Origin of the sequence: Blautia sp. LMAG:89, from assembly GCF_008679485.1 — a bacterium.
Lineage (GTDB): Bacteria > Bacillota > Clostridia > Lachnospirales > Lachnospiraceae > Blautia_A > Blautia_A fusiformis.
The window spans coordinates 782,702-801,924 of sequence record NZ_NANC01000004.1 but is presented as its reverse complement, the minus strand read 5'-3'; the positions used below and the strand labels follow the sequence as shown (position 1 = coordinate 801,924).

At 44.4% G+C, this 19,223-nt stretch carries 17 protein-coding genes, 1 pseudogene and 1 riboswitch; of the genes and pseudogenes, 16 read left to right on the top strand and 2 right to left on the bottom strand.

Going from position 1 to position 19,223, the window contains the following annotated elements:
• The first annotated feature begins 213 nt into the window (after positions 1–213).
• The 7 genes from tnpA to CCC70_RS07555 all read left to right on the top strand — a co-directional run bounded on the left by tnpA (position 214) and on the right by CCC70_RS07555 (position 6,672).
• Positions 214–636: an IS200/IS605 family transposase gene (gene tnpA, locus CCC70_RS07585; protein WP_059086645.1), complete on the top strand. Its 423-nt coding sequence runs from the start codon at positions 214–216 to the stop codon at positions 634–636.
• Positions 636–1,733: an IS200/IS605 family element RNA-guided endonuclease TnpB gene (gene tnpB, locus CCC70_RS07580; RefSeq protein ID WP_174088932.1), complete on the top strand. Its 1,098-nt coding sequence runs from the start codon at positions 636–638 to the stop codon at positions 1,731–1,733. The genes tnpA and tnpB overlap by 1 nt, the downstream gene beginning before the upstream one ends.
• A 174-nt stretch (positions 1,734–1,907) precedes the next feature.
• Positions 1,908–2,570, top strand: a complete 663-nt coding sequence (locus tag CCC70_RS07575) for a DUF5110 domain-containing protein (RefSeq protein ID WP_173776173.1) — start codon at positions 1,908–1,910, stop codon at positions 2,568–2,570.
• Positions 2,571–2,634: 64 nt separating this feature from the next.
• A complete protein-coding gene (locus CCC70_RS07570; RefSeq protein ID WP_044961927.1) occupies positions 2,635–3,093 on the top strand; it encodes a ferritin-like domain-containing protein in 459 nt (152 codons plus the stop codon).
• A gap of 108 nt (positions 3,094–3,201) precedes the next feature.
• The gene (locus CCC70_RS07565) at positions 3,202–3,381 is read left to right on the top strand and encodes a DUF6472 family protein (protein WP_015526328.1); all 180 of its coding nucleotides are present in this window, start codon (positions 3,202–3,204) and stop codon (positions 3,379–3,381) included.
• Between the two features lie 316 nt (positions 3,382–3,697).
• Positions 3,698–4,978 (top strand): 2-hydroxyacyl-CoA dehydratase subunit D, encoded by a 1,281-nt coding sequence (locus CCC70_RS07560; RefSeq protein ID WP_186582345.1) that lies wholly within the window; start codon positions 3,698–3,700, stop codon positions 4,976–4,978.
• Positions 4,975–6,672 (top strand): acyl-CoA dehydratase activase, encoded by a 1,698-nt coding sequence (locus CCC70_RS07555; protein WP_021652226.1) that lies wholly within the window; start codon positions 4,975–4,977, stop codon positions 6,670–6,672. The genes CCC70_RS07560 and CCC70_RS07555 overlap by 4 nt, the downstream gene beginning before the upstream one ends.
• Before the next feature lie 54 nt (positions 6,673–6,726).
• Here CCC70_RS07555 and CCC70_RS07550 read toward each other — a convergent pair whose 3' ends face one another.
• Positions 6,727–7,503: a helix-turn-helix domain-containing protein gene (locus tag CCC70_RS07550; protein ID WP_138276960.1), complete on the bottom strand. Its 777-nt coding sequence runs from the start codon at positions 7,501–7,503 to the stop codon at positions 6,727–6,729.
• A 335-nt stretch (positions 7,504–7,838) separates the two neighbouring features.
• Between CCC70_RS07550 and arfA the strand changes: the two genes are divergently transcribed.
• The 5 genes from arfA to thiE all read left to right on the top strand — a co-directional run bounded on the left by arfA (position 7,839) and on the right by thiE (position 13,244).
• Positions 7,839–9,344, top strand: a complete 1,506-nt coding sequence (gene arfA, locus CCC70_RS07545; protein WP_287084591.1) for an arabinosylfuranosidase ArfA — start codon at positions 7,839–7,841, stop codon at positions 9,342–9,344.
• Positions 9,345–9,414: 70 nt separating this feature from the next.
• Positions 9,415–10,404 carry an aldo/keto reductase gene (locus CCC70_RS07540; RefSeq protein WP_287084590.1) on the top strand — a complete coding sequence of 330 codons (990 nt, stop codon included), beginning with the start codon at positions 9,415–9,417 and terminating at the stop codon, positions 10,402–10,404.
• 322 nt (positions 10,405–10,726) lie between these two features.
• Positions 10,727–10,829: riboswitch (TPP riboswitch) on the top strand.
• Between the two features lie 337 nt (positions 10,830–11,166).
• Positions 11,167–11,721 (top strand): energy coupling factor transporter S component ThiW, encoded by a 555-nt coding sequence (gene thiW, locus CCC70_RS07535; RefSeq protein WP_015526323.1) that lies wholly within the window; start codon positions 11,167–11,169, stop codon positions 11,719–11,721.
• The gene (locus CCC70_RS07530; RefSeq protein ID WP_287084589.1) at positions 11,684–12,586 is read left to right on the top strand and encodes a hydroxyethylthiazole kinase; all 903 of its coding nucleotides are present in this window, start codon (positions 11,684–11,686) and stop codon (positions 12,584–12,586) included. Before thiW ends, CCC70_RS07530 begins: the two co-directional genes overlap by 38 nt.
• 16 nt (positions 12,587–12,602) lie before the next feature.
• Positions 12,603–13,244 carry a thiamine phosphate synthase gene (thiE, locus tag CCC70_RS07525; RefSeq protein WP_015526321.1) on the top strand — a complete coding sequence of 214 codons (642 nt, stop codon included), beginning with the start codon at positions 12,603–12,605 and terminating at the stop codon, positions 13,242–13,244.
• 488 nt (positions 13,245–13,732) lie between these two features.
• Here the strand turns inward: thiE and CCC70_RS07520 are convergent, their stop codons facing one another.
• A complete protein-coding gene (locus tag CCC70_RS07520) occupies positions 13,733–14,179 on the bottom strand; it encodes an Lrp/AsnC family transcriptional regulator (protein WP_021652217.1) in 447 nt (148 codons plus the stop codon).
• Positions 14,180–14,577: 398 nt separating this feature from the next.
• Here CCC70_RS07520 and CCC70_RS07515 point away from each other — a divergent pair, with 398 nt between their 5' ends.
• From CCC70_RS07515 to CCC70_RS07500, 4 genes and pseudogenes are all read left to right on the top strand, one after another.
• A complete protein-coding gene (locus CCC70_RS07515; protein ID WP_118752862.1) occupies positions 14,578–16,008 on the top strand; it encodes an aspartate ammonia-lyase in 1,431 nt (476 codons plus the stop codon).
• Positions 16,009–16,221: 213 nt separating this feature from the next.
• Complete coding sequence (locus CCC70_RS07510; protein WP_287084588.1) at positions 16,222–16,476, top strand: hypothetical protein; 255 nt, start codon at positions 16,222–16,224, stop codon at positions 16,474–16,476.
• Between the two features lie 39 nt (positions 16,477–16,515).
• Positions 16,516–16,959: pseudogene (locus CCC70_RS07505) on the top strand (transposase); the annotation flags it as partial.
• A gap of 644 nt (positions 16,960–17,603) precedes the next feature.
• Entirely contained in the window at positions 17,604–19,199 is a 1,596-nt protein-coding gene (locus CCC70_RS07500; protein ID WP_287084587.1) for a response regulator transcription factor, read from the top strand.
• Positions 19,200–19,223 lie beyond the last annotated feature (24 nt).

The window sequence follows — 19,223 nt, the reverse complement described above, 5'->3', positions numbered from 1 at the left end:
ATCAGGAGATCATGGCTCTGGAGCATCATCTCCTTCCGTAGAAATTCATCATTGATAACTACATCAATATGAACGCACACTTTAATTTTATCCGTTTCTTTTAAACAGTATTGTTATTACGGTAGTGATTACTCTGATCGTAATTTATGCAAGTAATTGAAGATGGACAAAATAGTAATTGTATTAACTGATAAACCATAGTATAATACAAATATGAACACAACATATAAATCAAACAACAATGTCGTCTATTCCTGTAAATACCATGTAGTATGGTGTCCAAAGTATAGACGAAAAGTATTAATTAACGGTGTGGACGTCCGGCTGAAGGAGCTGCTCACAGAGTATGCTGCAAATCTTTCTGTAGACATTCTGGAGATGGAGATCATGCCAGACCATGTTCATATGCTTTTGGAAGTAGATCCTCAGTTTGGCATCCACAAAGCTGTAAAGTCATTTAAAGGCTATACGTCCAGAATTTTAAGACAGGAATTTCCCTATCTTAAAACGAAAATGCCGACTCTCTGGACAAACAGCTATTTTGTATCGACGGTAGGCGGTGCTCCGCAGGAAACAGTAAAACAGTATATTGAAAACCAGAAAACATCGCAGAGACAAAAGGATAAGATGGGATAATGCAAAAAGGAATTAAATTTAGGATCTACCCGAACAGAGAACAGAAAAACTTCATCCATCAGACCCTGGGATGTTGCCGGTTCATCTACAACCGGGGACTTGCCATGCGTAAGGAAGGCTATGAAAATGGGGAAAAGATCGGCTATTCCCAGACTTCCGCCATGCTGACTGAACTGAAAAAGCAAGAGGAGTTTGCCTTTCTGAAAGCAGCAGATTCCATTGCATTACAGCAGTCTTTGCGGGATCTCGACCGGGGATTTGTGAATTTCTTTGAGAAACGGGCTTCCTATCCAACCTTCAAAAGTAAACATAACCGGTTCCAGTCATACAGAACGGTAAATCAAAAAGATAATATTCGTATTGTGGGAAGATATATCAAACTTCCGAAACTTGGATCTGTTAAAATACGGCAGTCGATGGAAGTGGAAAAGATTAATCACGTGATCATTGAGCACACACCGGCTGGAAAATATTTTGCGGTTTTAAATGTTGATTTTGAACCGGAACCACGCTCAAATGCTGGCGGAACGATAGGGATTGATGTCGGGATCAAAGCGTTCTACTCCGACAGTAATGGAAATACGGTATCAAATCCCAGATATCTGGAACGCTCAATGCGAAAACTCATAAGAGAACAGCGCAGGCTTTCCCGAAAACAAAAAGATTCCCATAACCGCGAGAAGCAGCGGATCAGGGTGGCAAGAGTGTATGAGAAAGTAACCAATCAGCGGAATGATTTCCTGCAGAAACAGTCAACGATGCTGGTGCGTGAAAACCAAACCATCTGTATTGAAGATCTGAATGTTAAGGGGATGATCCGGAATCATAAACTGTCAAAATCGATAGCGAGTGTTTCCTGGGCAAAATTTTTTGAAATGCTGGAATATAAAGCTGGCTGGTATGGAAATGAAATTCACAGAGTACCAACGATGTATCCGAGCAGTCAGACCTGCAGCTGTTGTGGCTACAGAAATCCACGGATAAAAAATCTGGGCATTCGTATCTGGGAGTGTCCCAAATGCCATGCGGTTCATGACCGGGATACGAATGCAAGTATCAATATTCTGAAAAAAGGACTGCAGATGCAGTCTGCATAAAGATAAAAACTGTACCGTAGGGCATACGGGAACAGTATAAATATAGCTTGTGGACACTGTGTAAGACATTGCAGTACCGTAAGGTGTTTGCCAATGCAGTAGTGGGAGAAGCAAGAATCCCCCTGCTTTAGCTGTGGGGAGTGTCAAACAGGTCTGCGCTATGAGGGTGGACGAATGGTGGATATGTACCGTACTCTGGACAGTATCCCGGTTCTTGCAAAAGCAGGCGGTATTCTGGTGATGACCGATGAGATCCGTGGAACAGAGGCGGAAAAGAATCCGGAAAGCCTGAATATCCGGGTATTCCCGGGTGCTGACGGAAGCTTCAGATTGTATGAGGATGACAACGAAACCTGTGCTTACGAAAATGGTGCCTGTGTATTTACGGAAATGGATTATAAGGAAAAGGATCAGGGAGTGTTTACCATTCATCCCGCACAGGGAAAAACAGAGCTGATCCCGGCAAAGAGAGCTTATACCGTGGAGTTCTGTGATTTTGCGAAAACAGGAACAGATACTGTGAAGGTTCTGGTTAACGGAGCAGAGACTGAGGCTGCTGTAAAATATGAAGAGAAGCTTCAGAAGATCTGTGTGGAAGTGGAAGCAGACACAGCGGCAGAGGTGCAGATCATTCTCGCTGGCGAAGTGGCAGATAATCAGACAAAAGAGCGTGTCTTTGATTTCCTGAACCAGGCAGAGATCGGTTTTGTGCTGAAGGACAGATTATATCAGCTGATCACAGCCGGAAAGAATCTGCCGGTTCTTTTATCTGAGCTTCAGTCCATGGAGCTGGACAAGGATCTTTACGGAGCACTGATGGAGATCCTGACTGCGTAAAACATGAATAAAATCGCGTTTCCAAACCATACTATCATTATTATCAAAAGAAAGGATGATCATAATGATATTAAAGGAAAAAGAACGCACAGTGATCCAGGATCTTCAGACACAGGAAAAAAGCTGCATTGAAAAATACGGAAAATACGCACAGCAGGCCAGGGATCCGGAGCTTAAAAGCTTATTTCAGACTCTTCAGAAAAAAGAGCAGGAGCATTACGATTCCCTGAGCCAGGTGCTTTCCGGTACAGTTCCACAGGTAAACTGTAATGACAGTGACGGCCGTGATTACCAGCCAAAGGCTGCTTACACATCGGTGATGTCCTCAGAGGATAAGGAACACGATGCTTTTCTTGCAACAGACTGTATCGGAACAGAAAAGCTGATTTCCGGAGAATACAACTCGGATGTTTTTGCTTTTGAAGACAGTGGTGTGAGGAAGCTTCTGGCAGATATCCAGGTGGAAGAGCAGAATCATGCGGAGATGCTTTACAAATACAAGACTGTGAACGGAATGTTCTGATATATAAAAAAGGGGAGGATTTCAGTAATGGAATTCTTCCTTTTTTTATTATATAATCAGGAGAACAGCAGGGAGAAATACTTTCCTGCAAAGAGAGGAGAAATAAATATGAAGGGAACCAGCTGCGAATACTGTGCAAACTATACATATGATGAAGAGTGTGACGAATATTATTGTGATGTCAATCTGGATGAGGATGAATATTATCGTTTTGTGAGCAGTGATTACAAGGAATGTCCGTATTATCGTTCCGGAGATGAATATAAGGTGGTACGTCATCAGATGTGATACAGAGTAACGGAAAAAACAGAGCAGAAGATAATGTGATAAGACAAATGCGGGTTTTCCACGAAAAGGAATGCGAGTTTTGTGGAAAATCTGCATTTTGATGTTTTGATATGTGCAAAAGGCTTCAAATTTGTAAAAATTAGCGTGTTTACATTTGAAAAAAATATCTTTATAATAAAAATATTGGTCTGACAGGTGGAACCTTTATACCATCCAGACGATGATAATGCTACAGGATTTTGTCTGAGACGAAATTTCGGGTAAGCGTCTGACAGACTTATAATAGATTTTTTGATTTGACGGAGGATGTGACAGATTGGATATTATAAAGAAATTCGGGGATATGGTGGGAGAGAGATCCATCAGGGATCCGGAAAAAGCACGAAAACTTCTTCTCACTGGATACCGGCTTCAGGAAAAACGTCTGCAGCTTTTTCCTGACAGGAAGCTTCCGGCTTCGGGACAGTATGTAGCCCGTGTAGTCATGCAGAATATTATCAAAGCCCTCGCAAAACCGGACGATACCGCTCTGGTGAGCATTTTTGTACCGGGAGAGCTTCTGACAGCAGCAGGGCTCACTCCGTATTCCGTGGAGGCAATGTCCTGCTTCATCGCCGGAACCAGATGTGAGCAGGCATTTCTGGCACAGACGGAATCAGAGGGATTTCCGGAAACCATGTGCTCCTATCATAGGGTTTTTCTGGGAGCGTCCATGACAGGATTGGTACCGAAGCCCAAATGTACCATCTACACAAACCTTGCCTGCGATGGAAACATGATGACGTTTCCTTATCTGAAACAGAAATATCAGATCCCGGGCTTTTATATTGACGTACCCTATGAAAAAAATCAGGATTCCATCAGCTATGTTGCAGATCAGCTCCGTGAGCTGAAGAAATTCCTGGAGGATGTAGGCGGGAAAAAAATCTCCGAGCAGTCGGTACAGCGTGCAGTTGCCAACAGCAATGAAGCGGCCTCCTATTACAGCAGCCAGCTTGCCCTCAGAAAGGATCACGATCCGGTGACTTCCCTGACAAATGAGCTGTATGCGATCTTTATGTGCCATCTTCTGGCGGGCTCAGAGGAATCCCTGAAATACACAAAAATGCTTCTTGAGGATGTGAAGAAGGCACCAAAGGGGGAAGGTCTTCATATTTTGTGGATGCATATGATGCCGTTTTTGCAGGAGCCGGTAAAGGATGTATTTAATTACAGCCAGAACGTGCATATCCGTGCCTGTGATTTTGTTGCAGACGGTTTTCAGCGGATGCAGGCCTCGGATCCTTATGAGGCCCTTGCGGAAAAAATGGTCAACTGCATTTACAACGGAAGTGTGAAGCAGAGGATCCGGCGTGCCCAGGAGCTGGCGAACCTTACAGAGGCAGACGGCGGGATCCTTTTTGCGCATTGGGGATGCAAGGGAACCATCGGAGCTTCCAGCCTGATCAAAAATTCTCTGGAAAATGCAGGACTTCCAACCATGGTCCTGGACGGTGACGGCTGTAACCCGGCCAATTCCAGTGACGGCCAGGTATCCACACGACTTCAGGCATATCTGGAAATGCTGTCAGAAGGTAAGGAGGAAAAACGGTCATGATACATTACGTCTGTAAATATACACCGCTGGAGCTGTTTAAGGGCTTTGGCGAGGAATGTGCGGTTCTTGAGGAAATGCCGGAGAATTTTGAGCTTTCGGACCAGATCGCCCATGCTAATCTCTGTGGCTTCGGAAAATCTGTGATCCAGGCAGTGCTGGAGGGAAAGGTAGAGCAGCTTGTTCTTGTTAACTGCTGTGATTCCATGCGCCGTGTGTACGACATTGTGGAAAGTACCGGTAAATGTAAATTTCTGTACATGTTGGACATGCCTCATGAGGATAACGACTGTGAAAAGGTGAAGCTTGCCCAGGGCATCCACCGTCTGAAGAAAGCTTATGAGAAATTTTCGGGGAAAACCTTCGACAGAAGTGGATTTCTGAATGCTTTTTCCCATGAGCCTGTGGATAACCAGCCGTATATCGGTGTTCTGGGTGTCCGTGTCAGCGGCATCCTGGAAAAAATGATCCGGGATAATATCCGCATGGATGTGGAAAACCTGACCTGTACAGGTGGAAGACGTCTTGCAGTGATCCGTGAGGAGCTGGAAAAAATGGAAGACGATGCCATGTTTCTGGCTTATGCGGATGCACTTCTTTCCCAGATGCCCTGCTTTCGTATGAACAACAGCACCCGAAGAAACCGGCTGTATCTGGATCCGAACCTGAAGGGGATCATTTATCATACTATTAAATTCTGCGACTATTACGGATTTGAGTATGCAAGCATCAAGCGTGATATCAAGGTTCCGCTTCTGAAGATCGAGACAGATTTTACAAGCCAGAGTGCAGGACAGCTCCTTACCAGAGTGCAGGCTTTTGCGGAGACCCTGGAAGGCTCTGAGGATATGGACCCATCAAAAGGAATCAGCGAGGAGATAAGGAAAAAAATGGAATCAGGAGTTTATTATGTGGCAGGGATCGACAGCGGTTCCACAAGTACGGATGTTGTGATCCTAGATAAAGACGGAAAAATTAAATCGACCATGATCATCCCCACAGGCGGCGGCGCTATGATGAGTGCAGAGAAGAGCCTGGAGATGGCTGTGGAAAAAGCAGGGATCAGGAAAGAAGATATCGTGCGTATCGTTACTACCGGATATGGACGTGCCTATATTGACAGTGGTGATGACAGTATCACAGAGATTACCTGTCACGCAAAGGGAGCCCATTATCTGAATCCGAATGTGCGTACAGTTATCGACATCGGCGGTCAGGATATCAAGGCGATCAGCATTGACGAGAACGGTGCGGTAAAAAATTTCCTGATGAACGATAAATGTGCAGCGGGAACCGGACGATTCCTGGAAATGATGGCCCGTACTCTTGGACTTTCCCTGGAGGAGATGAGTACCCGTGGTTTGGAGTGGAAAGAGAACGTAGTGATCTCAAGCATGTGTACTGTATTTGCAGAGTCCGAGGTGGTTTCCCTGGTTGCCCAGAATAAGGATGTAGCAGATATTATCCATGGTCTGAATGTATCTGTTGCTTCCAAGGTAGGAGCTCTTGCAGCCCGCCTTGGCAAAAAGAATCCGGGGGAATACATGATGACCGGTGGTGTTGCCAGAAATAAAGGTATCATCCAGGCACTGGAGGAGAAGCTGGGTGCAAAGCTTTATATCTGTGATGAGGCACAGCTTTGTGGTGCGCTTGGTGCGGCACTGTTTGCTTATGAGAAGTGTAATGCGGCACGGTGATCAGATCAGACAAGTTGCCTGCGCAGTGAATGCAGAGTGTGAATATCCTTTTGGTCAGGGGCGGCGTGCCCACTCACTGGGCGAACAGCCACAGTTCTTTCGGAAGTACCGGCTGAAGTGGGAGAGATTTGAAAATCCGCACAGCAGAGCCACCTGTTGAACAGGCAGAGCTTCGTTGGTGAGCAGATTTTTGGCTTTTTCCAGACGGAGCAGATTCAGGTCAGCATGAGGGGTGCTGTCAAAAAAATTCCGGTAACAGGAATAAAACTGACTTTTTTCGAGATTAGCCATGGCGCAGAGCTTTTCTGTTGTCCATGGCTTTTCGTAATTTGTAAGCATTTCCAGACGGATTTTTTGGAACAGTCTGCAGAGCTCCGAGTCTGCAGACTTGCCTGTATCTGTACTGCGGAGTTCCCGTGAGGCTGTGATCATCAGCTGGCAGAGCAGGGCATACTCGTAGTCCTGGGAAAAAACTTCTCTGTTCAGATATTCATGCTGCAGCTTCTGGATACAGTGATCGATCTCCTGGCAGTCACTGGGGTAAAAAATTTCGTTGCAGGGAAGTCCGAACCGTTTTGCCAGGTTTTCTCCGCAGGAAAAATGGACATAACTGTTCCGAAATTTTCGTACAGCCTGATAATGCTGGGGATTTCCCGGAATATAAAAGATGCAGGCATTATCCCGGGTGACAGTAAGCTGACCGCCCAGATAAACCTTCATTGGTGTTTTAAATAAAAGAAAAAGAAAATCTCCGCTTCCCTCCGGCCGGAAAATCCTGTCGTAATCGGAGTTGGAACGGTTGTATTCGCAGAAATTTAAGGTGAAATCCATGGAAATGCTGCGCTCCTTTCATTACGTAGATCAGACAATCCGACTGTGGCATTGTAAAGAACTTTCTGTCTGGAAGTATAAAGTAAAGTGACAGAGGGACGTCCGTCTGGTAAGACTGTCTTTACGATAAATCTTACCGGAAAAAAAGTCAACTATTTCGGAAGATAATCACTGGTATGGATAGAACAGGATGGTAAAATGAAACATAGAAACGGTTGATTTCCGCTGAGAGTGTGTGAGCGAATAGAGGCGTAAGAGCCGGTATATGGCGGAATCGGAAACAGAGCTAAATGCGGTAGCAGCAGAAAATAATAATTTACAGGAGGATTTTTACAATGAAAAAAGCGCAGATCATCGTGGACAAATATTTCCTCACCGGAAAAACAGACAAAAGGATCTATGGTTCCTTTATAGAACATCTCGGACGTGCGGTTTATGAGGGCATTTATCAGGAAGGCAGTCCCCTTTCTGATGAGCAGGGCTTCCGGAAGGATACTCTGGAGCTGGTAAAAGAGCTTCAGGTTCCGATTGTCCGTTATCCGGGCGGAAATTTTGTATCCGGATTCCGTTGGGAGGACAGCGTTGGGCCGAAAGCTCAGCGTCCGTCCAGAACGGATCTGGCCTGGGGTGTCATCGAGACAAACCAGTTTGGACTCAATGAGTTTATGGACTGGTCCAGAAAAGCCGGCAGTGATGTGATGATGGCAGTAAACCTGGGAACAAGAGGCCCGGAGGATGCGAAAAATCTTCTGGAATACTGTAACTTTAAGGGAGGTACCTATTACAGTGATCTCCGTAAGGCTCACGGCTATGAACAGCCGCATGATATCAAATTATGGTGTCTCGGAAACGAGATGGACGGTCCGTGGCAGATGGGACATAAAACCGCGGCAGAGTACGGAAGAGTTGCAGCAGAGACTGCACGCCTGATGAAATTTATGGATCCGGAGGTTGAGACTGTTGCATGCGGAAGCTCCAATCTGGAAATGCCTACCTTTGGCTCCTGGGAGTATACGGTTCTTGACGAGGCTTACGATCAGGTGGATTATCTTTCCCTTCATCAGTACTATGGAAATGCAGCGGGAGACACTGCCGATTTTCTGGCAAGCTCCAAGGGCATGGATGATTTTATCTCAGGAGTGGTTTCCATCTGCGATGCTGTAAAAGCAAAGAAGCATGGAAAAAAACAGATAAATCTTTCCTTCGATGAGTGGAATGTATGGTACCACAGCGATGAGCAGGACAAGAAACTGGAAAAATGGGTACAGGCGCCCCATCAGCTGGAGGATGTTTATAACTTTGAGGATGCACTTCTTGTGGGAAGCATGCTGATCACACTTCTCCGTCATGCAGACCGTGTAAAGATTGCCTGCATGGCACAGCTGGTAAATGTTATCGCACCGATCATGACATCCGATACAGGCGCATGGCGTCAGACGATCTTTTATCCGTATATGCTGACAAGTGTGTTTGGAAGAGGAACCGTCCTTAATACACAGGTTCTCACACCTATATATGAGAGCAAGACTTATGGAGAAGCTCCATATCTGGATTCGGTGTGCGTCTGGAATGAGGAAAAGGATACACTGACGATCTTTGCGGTGAATAAGAGTCTGGATGAGGATATGGAAGTTTCCTGTGATTTAAGACAGTTTGAGGGATATAAGATCATAGAGCATATCGTGCTGAATAACGATAATCTTCAGGCAGTTAATACAGAGGCGCAGCCCGAGAATGTAGTTCCTGTAAAAGCCAGTGCAGAATGCTCAAAGCTGGACGGCGGAAAACTGGAGGCAGTTTTTGCAAAACACAGCTGGAATATGATCCGTCTTGCGAAATAGGTGTGGGTGAAGTATAGTAGAAGTAGTTGCAGATAAGGTAAATCATGGGACATTATGGGAGGATTTTTTTATGTACGCACCTGCAAAGGAACGATACGAAACCATGGAGTATAACCGTTGCGGAGAAAGCGGTCTGATGCTTCCGAAGGTATCTCTCGGATTATGGCATAATTTCGGAGATACATCTGATTATGAAAATATGAAACAGCTTTGTTTCACAGCTTTTGACAACGGAATCACACAGTTTGACCTTGCCAATAATTACGGTCCGGCTTACGGAAGTGCGGAGCGGAATTTTGGCAAGATCCTGAAAGAAGAACTGATGCCATACCGTGATGAGCTGATCATCACAACAAAGGCAGGCTATGATATGTGGGAAGGCCCTTATGGAAACTGGGGCAGCCGCAAGTATCTTCTGGCGAGCCTTGACCAGAGCCTGAAGCGCATGGGTCTGGAATATGTGGATATTTTTTACCATCACAGAATGGACCCGGAGACTCCGCTTGAGGAGACTATGGGGGCGCTGGCAACAGCGGTTCAGCAGGGCAAGGCCCTTTATGTGGGACTTTCCAATTATGATGGAAAAACCTTAAGCCAGGCGGCAGCGATCCTGAAGGATCTGAAATGTCCCTTTGTGATCAACCAGAACCGGTATTCCATTTTTGACAGAACTGTGGAAGAAAACGGTCTCAAGAGAACCACCGGCATTTTGAAAAAAGGTCTGATCACCTTTAGCCCTCTTGCTCAGGGACAGCTGACAGACCGTTACCTGAACGGGATCCCGGAGGACAGCCGTATCCGCAAAGATGGAAGATTCCTTAAGGAAAGTGTGCTGACGCCGGAGCGTCTGGATCAGATCCGGAGACTGAACGATCTGGCAGCCCAGCGTGGAGAGAAGCTGGCTGATATGGCGCTTGGCTGGCTGCTTCAGCATAAGGAAGTTACCAGTGTTCTGATTGGAGCTTCCAAGCCGCAGCAGATCCTTGATAATGTGAAAGCGATCCACTGTGCACCGTTTACAGCTGAGGAGCTGCGTCTGATCGACGAGATCTCAAAATAAGATTTATATACTTCCTGTTTTACTATGAAAAGTAGTGAAGCAGGGAGTTTTTTATGTCGAAATAATTGTTTAACTGAATTAGGAAAGTTTCCGGGTTACTGTTCACTGGTAATATTCCGCGAGGTGTTTTTTGTGAGCGAAGGTCACAGAAAACCCGAGACATACCGCGCGAATTTATGCGATTAGCATAAATTCTGTGCATCGCGAAGCGTGTTGCTGAGAACGGAGTGAACAGTAACGTCTCCGGCGGGAGTGCAAAGAGCAATAAGCAGTGGAGGTTTGACAACGGGATAGGTGTGTGCTATATTGAAAAACAGAAAAGAAAAGAGCCAGCGGGAGCTTGTGTGACAGGCTGAGAGGAAGATAGATCTTCGACCGTACCTGATTTGGGTAATGCCAACGGAGGGATTGTGATCTGAGAGCGTGTCTCCGTGGAGTTTTCCATGGGATGCGCTCTTTTCGGATGCAGGAATGGAACTGGAATGTTCTGACAATGTGGGGATGTGAAAGTGACAGAGACTGCATGTGGAGCTTCTGCGAAAGAGCGGGCAGGAAGGGGAGCGCCTTAATGTCTGGCAGGAGAGTGATATTCCGGAGGATTTTTCCGGAAGGATCATGTAAGCGATGGGAATCCGTGTTTTCGGAGTGAGAGGAAGTAAGGGAACTTCGACCGCCAAAATCTAAGGGCAGACTGCAGCAGACGGGAAGCTTTTGCCCGGATCTGACAGGGCTCTGCCTGATATTTCAGGGAGGAAAAACACTATGGAAAAACAAAGGATGCACACGCTTCGTATGGTAATGCTGGCAATGATGGTTGCGATCGGTGTCGTTATTTCACCGATTCTGAGGATTGAGGGAATGTGCCCCACGGCGCATCTTGTCAATATCGTATGCTCGGTTCTGATGGGACCGTGGTATTCCCTTCTCTGTGCGACCATGATCGGCGTGATCCGTATGATGTTCATGGGAATCCCGCCACTTGCACTGACCGGTGCAGTATTTGGCGCATTTCTTTCAGGTGTGTTCTACAGACTTTCCAAAGGCAAGATCATCTGCGCGGTGATCGGTGAGATCTTTGGAACAGGTATCATCGGATCCATGGTTTCTTATCCGGTGATGGCATTCCTGATGGGAAGAGGCGGACTGACAGCATTTTATTATACGCCGATGTTCCTTGCAGCAACCACAATGGGAGGATGTGTTGCCTATATTTTCCTGAAGGCTCTGAGTAAAGCAGGTCTTCTGGTGAAATTCCAGGCAGCTTTGGGTTCAAAAACATATGAGACAAAGAATTTTACAACTGCGAAAGCGAATTAAAGAAGAAAAGCCACTGATCCATTGCATCACCAATCCGATTTCGATCCATGACTGTGCCAACGTGGTCCTTGCAGTAGGTGCAAGGCCAATCATGGCGGAGCATCCGGCAGAGGTGACAGATATTACGGCATCGGCTGGTGCGCTGATGCTGAATCTCGGGAATATTACCGATGCCAGAATCGAGTCAATGAAGCGTTCTATGAGAACAGCGATGGAAAATAAGATCCCGGTTCTTCTGGATCTGGTAGGGGTTGCCTGCAGTGATCTCAGGCTGGATCTGGCGAGGGAGCTTTTAAGGATCGGTCATCCGGCAGTGCTGAAGGGAAATATGTCAGAGCTTCTGGCTGTTTCCGGGCTGCCGTCTCATGCGATTGGGATCGATGCGGGGGCGCAGGATGCCCTGACTGCGGAAAATATGGAGACTGTCAGTGAGGTGCTGAGGGCTTTTTCAAGGAGTAATCAGGCAATTGTGCTGGCTACCGGGAAACAGGATTTTGTTACGGATGGTGAACGGGTTGTTCTGGTACAAAATGGCAGTGCGGCGCTGTCCGGGATCACAGGAACCGGCTGTATGGTCGGTGCACTGACTGCGGCGTTTTTGCCAGGGTGCGAAGATAATATTGCGAAAGAGATGACGGATAGTATAGAGGCAGGTGTCTGGTCTGGTGTTGAGATGGAATTAAATGGGAGATCCGGGAATTATCTGGCTGCGGCAGTGCTTGGTACTGCACTTATGGGTATCGCCGGCGAGGAAGCGGAGAAGATTTCCCGCGGTCCGGGAAGCTTTCAGGTAAATCTGCTGGATGAGATCTATGGGCTTTCGGATCGACAGCTGCTGGATCTGTTGAAGATTGAAATGTACTGAAAAAGAGGGGATTAGGATGGATAGAAAAGATTTGGATGTAACGTTGTATCTGGTGACGGATAGTTCTTATCATACGGAGGAGTCTTTGCTCCGTACGGTTGAGGAGGCTTGTAAGGGTGGTGTGACTCTGGTCCAGCTTCGCGAGAAGAATAAGGGTGGACGGGAGTATCTGGATAAGGCTTTTAAGGTGAAGGAGATCACAGATCGTTACAATGTGCCGCTGATCATTGATGATCGTGTGGATGTGGCGCTGGCCTGTGATGCGGCTGGTGTGCATGTTGGAGCTTCTGATATTCCGGTTGCTGTGGCAAGGAAGCTGATGGGACCGGATAAGATCGTGGGGGCTACTGCCAAGACGGTGGAGGCTGCTGTGAAGGCTTATGAGGATGGTGCGGATTATCTTGGTGTGGGGGCGATTTATCCTACTACTACTAAGGTGGTGACGATTCTTACCAAGGTTTCTACGTTGAAGGATATTTGTGAGGCGGTTCCGATTCCGGCGGTTGCGATCGGGGGATTGAATGCCGGGAATATGGATGTGCTTGAGGGCGCCGGTATGAGTGGTATGGCGGTTGTTTCTGCGATCATGAAGGCGGAGGATCCGAAGAAGAATGCGCGGGAACTGAAGGAGAAGATTGTTGCTTTGATGGGAAAGTGATTTAGGAAATGAATGGAGAGCAGTGGTGGATTTGAGGTTCATTGCTGTTCTTTTTTTGTTGAAATACGGACGCCCGTGAGGCGTGTGCTGCCTGTCGCCGGGGCTTCGTCGGGGGCTGGCTTCTAGGCTGCCGGAATTCTGCTAAAACCGTTTTCCAAAAGTCCGAACTCGCGTCTTGCAGCCGCTTAGACAGCGGACTTTTGAAAAACAACGCAGATTTCCGCCAGCCAAGAATCAGCTCCCCTCCTGCAGAGTCCGGCGACAGGCAGCACACGCCTCACGGGCTGGTTTTTCAAGGCGGCAGGGGAGGATGGCTGCTCGGGAGTTTGGGTGTAAATGTTGGGTTGAGTGGTCTGCCGGGAATGCGATGAGGCATCAGCGCTGCGCTGGATGCCTGGGAGGAAAGGCTGAGTTTCCGGTTGTCTGAGGCGCTTCGCTGTCGGCTGGTAGAGCGATGTGATATGGTTTATAAAAAATGCCGGTGGGGGTTACTCCACCGGCAGATCTCTGTGTTCTACGCTGGTGGAGAATACGATCTGTGTTTTGGTGCGGCCGAACTGCTGGAGTTCGTTGATGAAGTGGTCCAGTTCCATGGTGGAGCGGAAGGCTACTTCGATGAGCATGGAGTAATCGCCGGTGACGCAGTTGCATTCGATGACATTTGGAATGGACTGGATGAAGGGATAAAAGTCTTTTTTTTGGTTGGGTTCTACTTCCAGGTTGATGAATGCTTTTATATGATAACCGAGAAATACCGGGTTGATCTGGGCATGGTAGCCTGTGATCAGCCCGTTTTTTTCGAGGTGTTCGATCCTGGCGGAAACAGCGGGGGATGAGAGGAAGACTTCCTTTGCGATTTCCTTTACCGGGGTGCGGGCGTTTTTCTGAAGCATTTCGATGATCTTTCGGTCGATGTTGTCGAGTTTGTGTTCCATGTGGAATGTCTCCTTTCGATGAAAAAATGTTATTTGTACCTGGTGCAGAGCTGCGTAAGGAAGTGGATTGAAAATAGGTATTTCTGTATTGATTATACTGTGTGTGTTATCACAACACAAGAAACGACTTAATAAAAATAAGAAAAATAAAAGTAATTCTTAAAAAGATTAATACAAACTATTGAAAAACACGGATAATCATGGTTTTCCATTAATAGTATTTACAAGTTACAAAGAAAGTGTTAGTTTCTTAGGCATCAGAAAAACAGCTGCTGATAAAAATGAAAATAACAGAATGATTTGTAAACAGTGAATATCCGTCGGACTGAAAAAATGAGATCAGAGGGCGGAGCAAATCAGATGTGCACAGGATCAGAAGAAAGAAGAGGGATGATAAAATGACAACAGAAACAAGACTGGAAGCAGATTCGATCGGAACTATGGAAGTGCCTGCAGAGGCTTATTACGGAGTTCAGGCTTTAAGGGCAAAACAGAATTTTCCTATTACAGGTACAAAGCTTCATCCGGTATTTATCAGGAACCTGGCACAGATTAAAAAAGCAGCAGCTATCACTAATAATAATGCAGGGCTTCTTCCGGAGGATAAGGCAGACGCCATTGTCAGAGCCTGTGATGAAGTGATCGCAGGAAAATTGGCTGAGGAATTTATCGTAGATGCCATTCAGGGTGGTGCCGGAACCAGCGCAAATATGAATATGAATGAGGTGATCGCAAACAGAGCCGGTGAGATCCTCGGATGTCCGAAGGGTAGCTATAAAATGGTCCATCCAAATGATCACGTAAACATGGCGCAGTCCACCAATGATGTGATCCCGACGGCCGGTAAGCTTACCGTTCTGGATCTTCTTGCACCTCTGGAAAAAGCACTGGTAAGACTTGAGAAGGAGCTTGCAAAAAAGGCAGAGGAGTTCGATGACGTGATCACTATGGGACGTACACAGCTTCAGGATGCAGTTCCGATCCGTCTTGGTCAGGTGTTCCACGGTTATGCGTCCATGGTTTCCAGAGACAGGAAACGTATCGAAAAGGCTCACAGGGAAATGTACACCGTAAACCTTGGAGGAACTGCAGTGGGAACTGCTATCAACGTTTCCGATTCTTATTTTTATAAGATCGTGCCAAATCTGGAAAAGCTTACAGGTTATCCGCTGAAACAGGCCGAGGACCTTTTTGACGCAACAGAAAATCTGGACGGCTTTGTTGCCGTATCCGGTGTAGTAAAAACCTGTGCGGTGGATCTTTCCAAGATGTGCAACGATCTTCGACTGATGTCTTCCGGCCCGAAAACCGGATTTGGTGAGATCAATCTTCCGGCAAAGCAGAATGGGTCTTCCATCATGCCAGGTAAGGTAAATCCGGTCATTCCGGAGGTAGTAAGCCAGGTTGCTTTCCACATCGTAGGACATGATACCACCATTACCATGGCAGCAGAAGCCGGTCAGCTGGAACTGAATGCTTTTGAGCCGGTAGTTTTCTGTAACCTGTTTGAGTCCATTACCACTTTGGAAAAAGCAGTGGATACCCTGATCGTAAACTGTATCACAGGAATCACCGCAAACCGCAAACACTGCAAAGACTTGATGGAAAGCAGTGCAGGAATCGCAACGGCTCTTTGCCCGCATATTGGCTATAAGGCGTCTGCAACCATCGCAAAAACTGCAGTAAAAACTGGCAAATCTGTACGAGAGCTTGTTCTGGAACAGGGGATCATGACTGAGAAAGAGCTGGAAGAGGTTCTTGATCCGTATTTGATGACAGAAGTCGGAGAAGAGCGGAAAGAGGATGAAGCAAGAAGGAAAGCCTGCTGAGGCTGAAATAAGAATATTTGATTGTTATTGATAAGAATATGAACAGGAGACTTGCCGCTAGACAGGTTTCCTGTTTGTGTATACTCGTCAGAGCATGTTATTTCGTTCCTTATTTCTCAAGGTGCTTCTTCCACGAAATACGAATTTCTGGATTTCTTTCAAATGTCAGAGGATCTACCTTCTATATCTGCCCTAAATCAAAGGCGTTCCCAAATGATGCAAGAGGCTCTGGAAGCTGTATTCCATGAGTTTACTTCTTCTTCCGAAAAACTTGAATTTTCCAATCAGGAACATCAGTATCAATACATTGCTGCTGATGGTTCTACTACCTCTTTTTTCAGCTTTTCAAAATATTCATCTGATGATTATTTTATCTCAGAAGGACATTCCACTTCTAGCTTTTACAGCATACACATCAATGCCTTTTATGACATAAATAACCGGATCTATACGGATGCCATTCTTTAGTCTGCACATAAAAAAGATGAATTCCTTGCTTTTTGCCAGCTTGTAGACAGACATATCCCTCACCCGGATCAAAGAATTATTTTTGTTGGGGACAGAGGGTATTGCTCTTATAACAACATGGCTCACGTGATCGAAAAAGAACAGTACTTTGTTTTTCGTACAAAAGACATTACAAGCAAAGGATTGATTGGGAACTTTGTTTTTCCGGATTCTGATACATTTGATATAACTGTTGATGTAACTCTTACGAGATCCCATCGTAGATCTATAAAAATTAAAGATGGTTTTTACCGAAGATATGTTGACCAGGCAGCTTCTTTTGACTACATAAAATATGGCTCAGAAGATACTTATGATCTGACTTTTCGAATTGTACGGTTTCCAATATCAGAAGATACTTATGAATGCCTTGTAACAAATCTTACGGAAGAAAACTTTTCCGTTGAAAAGCTTAAGGAAATCTATAATTCCAGATGGCATTGAATCCTCTTTTCGCAAACTGAAATATACGATTGGATTAAGTCATTATCACAGTTATAAGCCTGATTTTATAAAACAGGAAATATGGGCAAAATTTATCGCTTATAATGCCACTGAACTTCTTGTTGCTCATACTGTAGTCGCTCACGGGAAACGTAAATATTCCTATAAAGTAAACTTTACACTTGCTGCACATATATGCAGAATCTATCTCCGTCTCCACACGGAGACAGATTCCATGAATGTGATGGCACTGTTACAAAAGGAATTAGTCCCGATCCGCTGCAATCGACAATTCCCAAGACTTAAAACGGCTCATTTCAGAAAACCCAAATATCTGATATACCGTGTTTCCTAAATAGTATCATCAACTGGTAGTATATCACTTTTTCAAGCAGATGAGAATCTGCTTATTTGTCGTTGCCAAAACGAACAAAAATTTAACAATGTTCATATTTCATAAATTTTTCAAGGCATTTCTTTTAAATGTCAAGTAATCTCCGTAATATGCTTTATTTATCTAAATACCATTGCCCCCTGAACAGTAACAAATATAGTAATATTTTACATATATTTCTTGACGAAGAAAAAATATCCTTTTAAAATTATATAAAAGCGTGAAAATAGGGAAAGGAAAGAGATAATGTATGAAAAAATTAAACGTCATGATTGTGGATGACGAAAAATGGATTGCACAGTTAATTGAAGCTTTAATTCATTGGGATGAACTGGATATGAATCTTCAGGGGATTTTTTTGGATGGATTAGATGCATTTCAGCATATTATCTCAGAAAAACCGGATATTGTAATTTCGGATATTAAAATGCCGATGATGGATGGATTAGAAATGATATCTAAATTGCGGCAGGAAGGATTCAATACAAAATTTATTCTGCTCAGTGGTTACTCTGATTTTGAATATGCACAGGCAGCATTAAAATATGGGGTAGTTGATTATCTCTTGAAGCCAGTGAATGAGAAAGAATTAAATGATGTTTTGGCGAATATAAAAAAAAGGTGTGAGCAAGAATTTATAAGGAATAAAGAGGATTTGGAATTAAGGGAAAAAGTGAAAGCAAGTCGTTCTCTGATGGAAAAAGAATTTTTGCAGAGATTGATGAATGAGGGAGATTTAAACGTAGAGGAATTGGAAGGAAAGTATTTTATTCAGATTTCAGGGAAAAAAATCAGAACGTTTTGTATAAAACTGGATTGTTTTGATCTGAATGACGTAGAAAGATCAGAAAGCCGTTTTATTATACAAAGCATTACGGATGCTATGTATAAATATTTTTCCAGTATTTCTGTATATTGGATTGGTTCGGATTTTCCAGGACTTAAAATAATGGGTGTAATAAATTATGATCATATTTCCGAGAGAGATATGGAGCAGGATTTTAACAAATGGCTGGTAGATATAAAAAATTATATCTATTCTTTCCAGGATTATGAAATTACAATTGCTCTCAGTGAAGAATATGATAAAGTCCAGATGGCAGATGCTTTGAAGAAAAGTGAAGGAATGATCAATGAAAGGATTATTATTGGTACAGGAAAACTTATTACAGAAAGAGAAATGAAAGACAGAAGAGCACTAAATGAAAAAGAATTGCTTGATATTTTTAAAAATTCATTTATTAATGCGCTTCACAGTTTTCAGGGTATTCAGGTGTATCAGATCATTGATCAGATTTATAGCAGGATTGGCGAGGAAGACGGAAAAGCGGAGACATATTATCGTCTGTCAGAAATGCTTTTAATGACATGTATAAACTCATATAATATCCAGCAAAAAGATATACAGAAAACATTCCTGGAAAAAATGATGTTTTGCAGAAGTAAGTCTGATGTAAATAAATTATTGAAAAAATTTATAAAAAACTATATGAATCAGGCAGAGAATGAAAAAAAACAATTGTCATATCTTCCAGTAAGAAAAGCAATGGAGTATGTGGAAAACAATTACATGGAAAAAATAGGATTAGAAGAGATTGCAAAATATGTGGGACTGAATGCCAGTTATTTTTCTGCTCTTTTTAAAAAAGAAACCGGAAAAAACTTCCTTTCTTATCTTACAGAGATTCGGATTAATCATGCAAAAGAACTTTTGAGAATAACCAATGATACTATGAGCAGTATTGCGGAAAAAGTAGGATATGCAGACGCAAGATACTTTAGTCAGTGTTTTGAAAAAATGGTAGGCATGAAACCATCCCTGTTTCGTAAATTATATACGAAATAAAGAAATAAGGCGGATATATAGCAG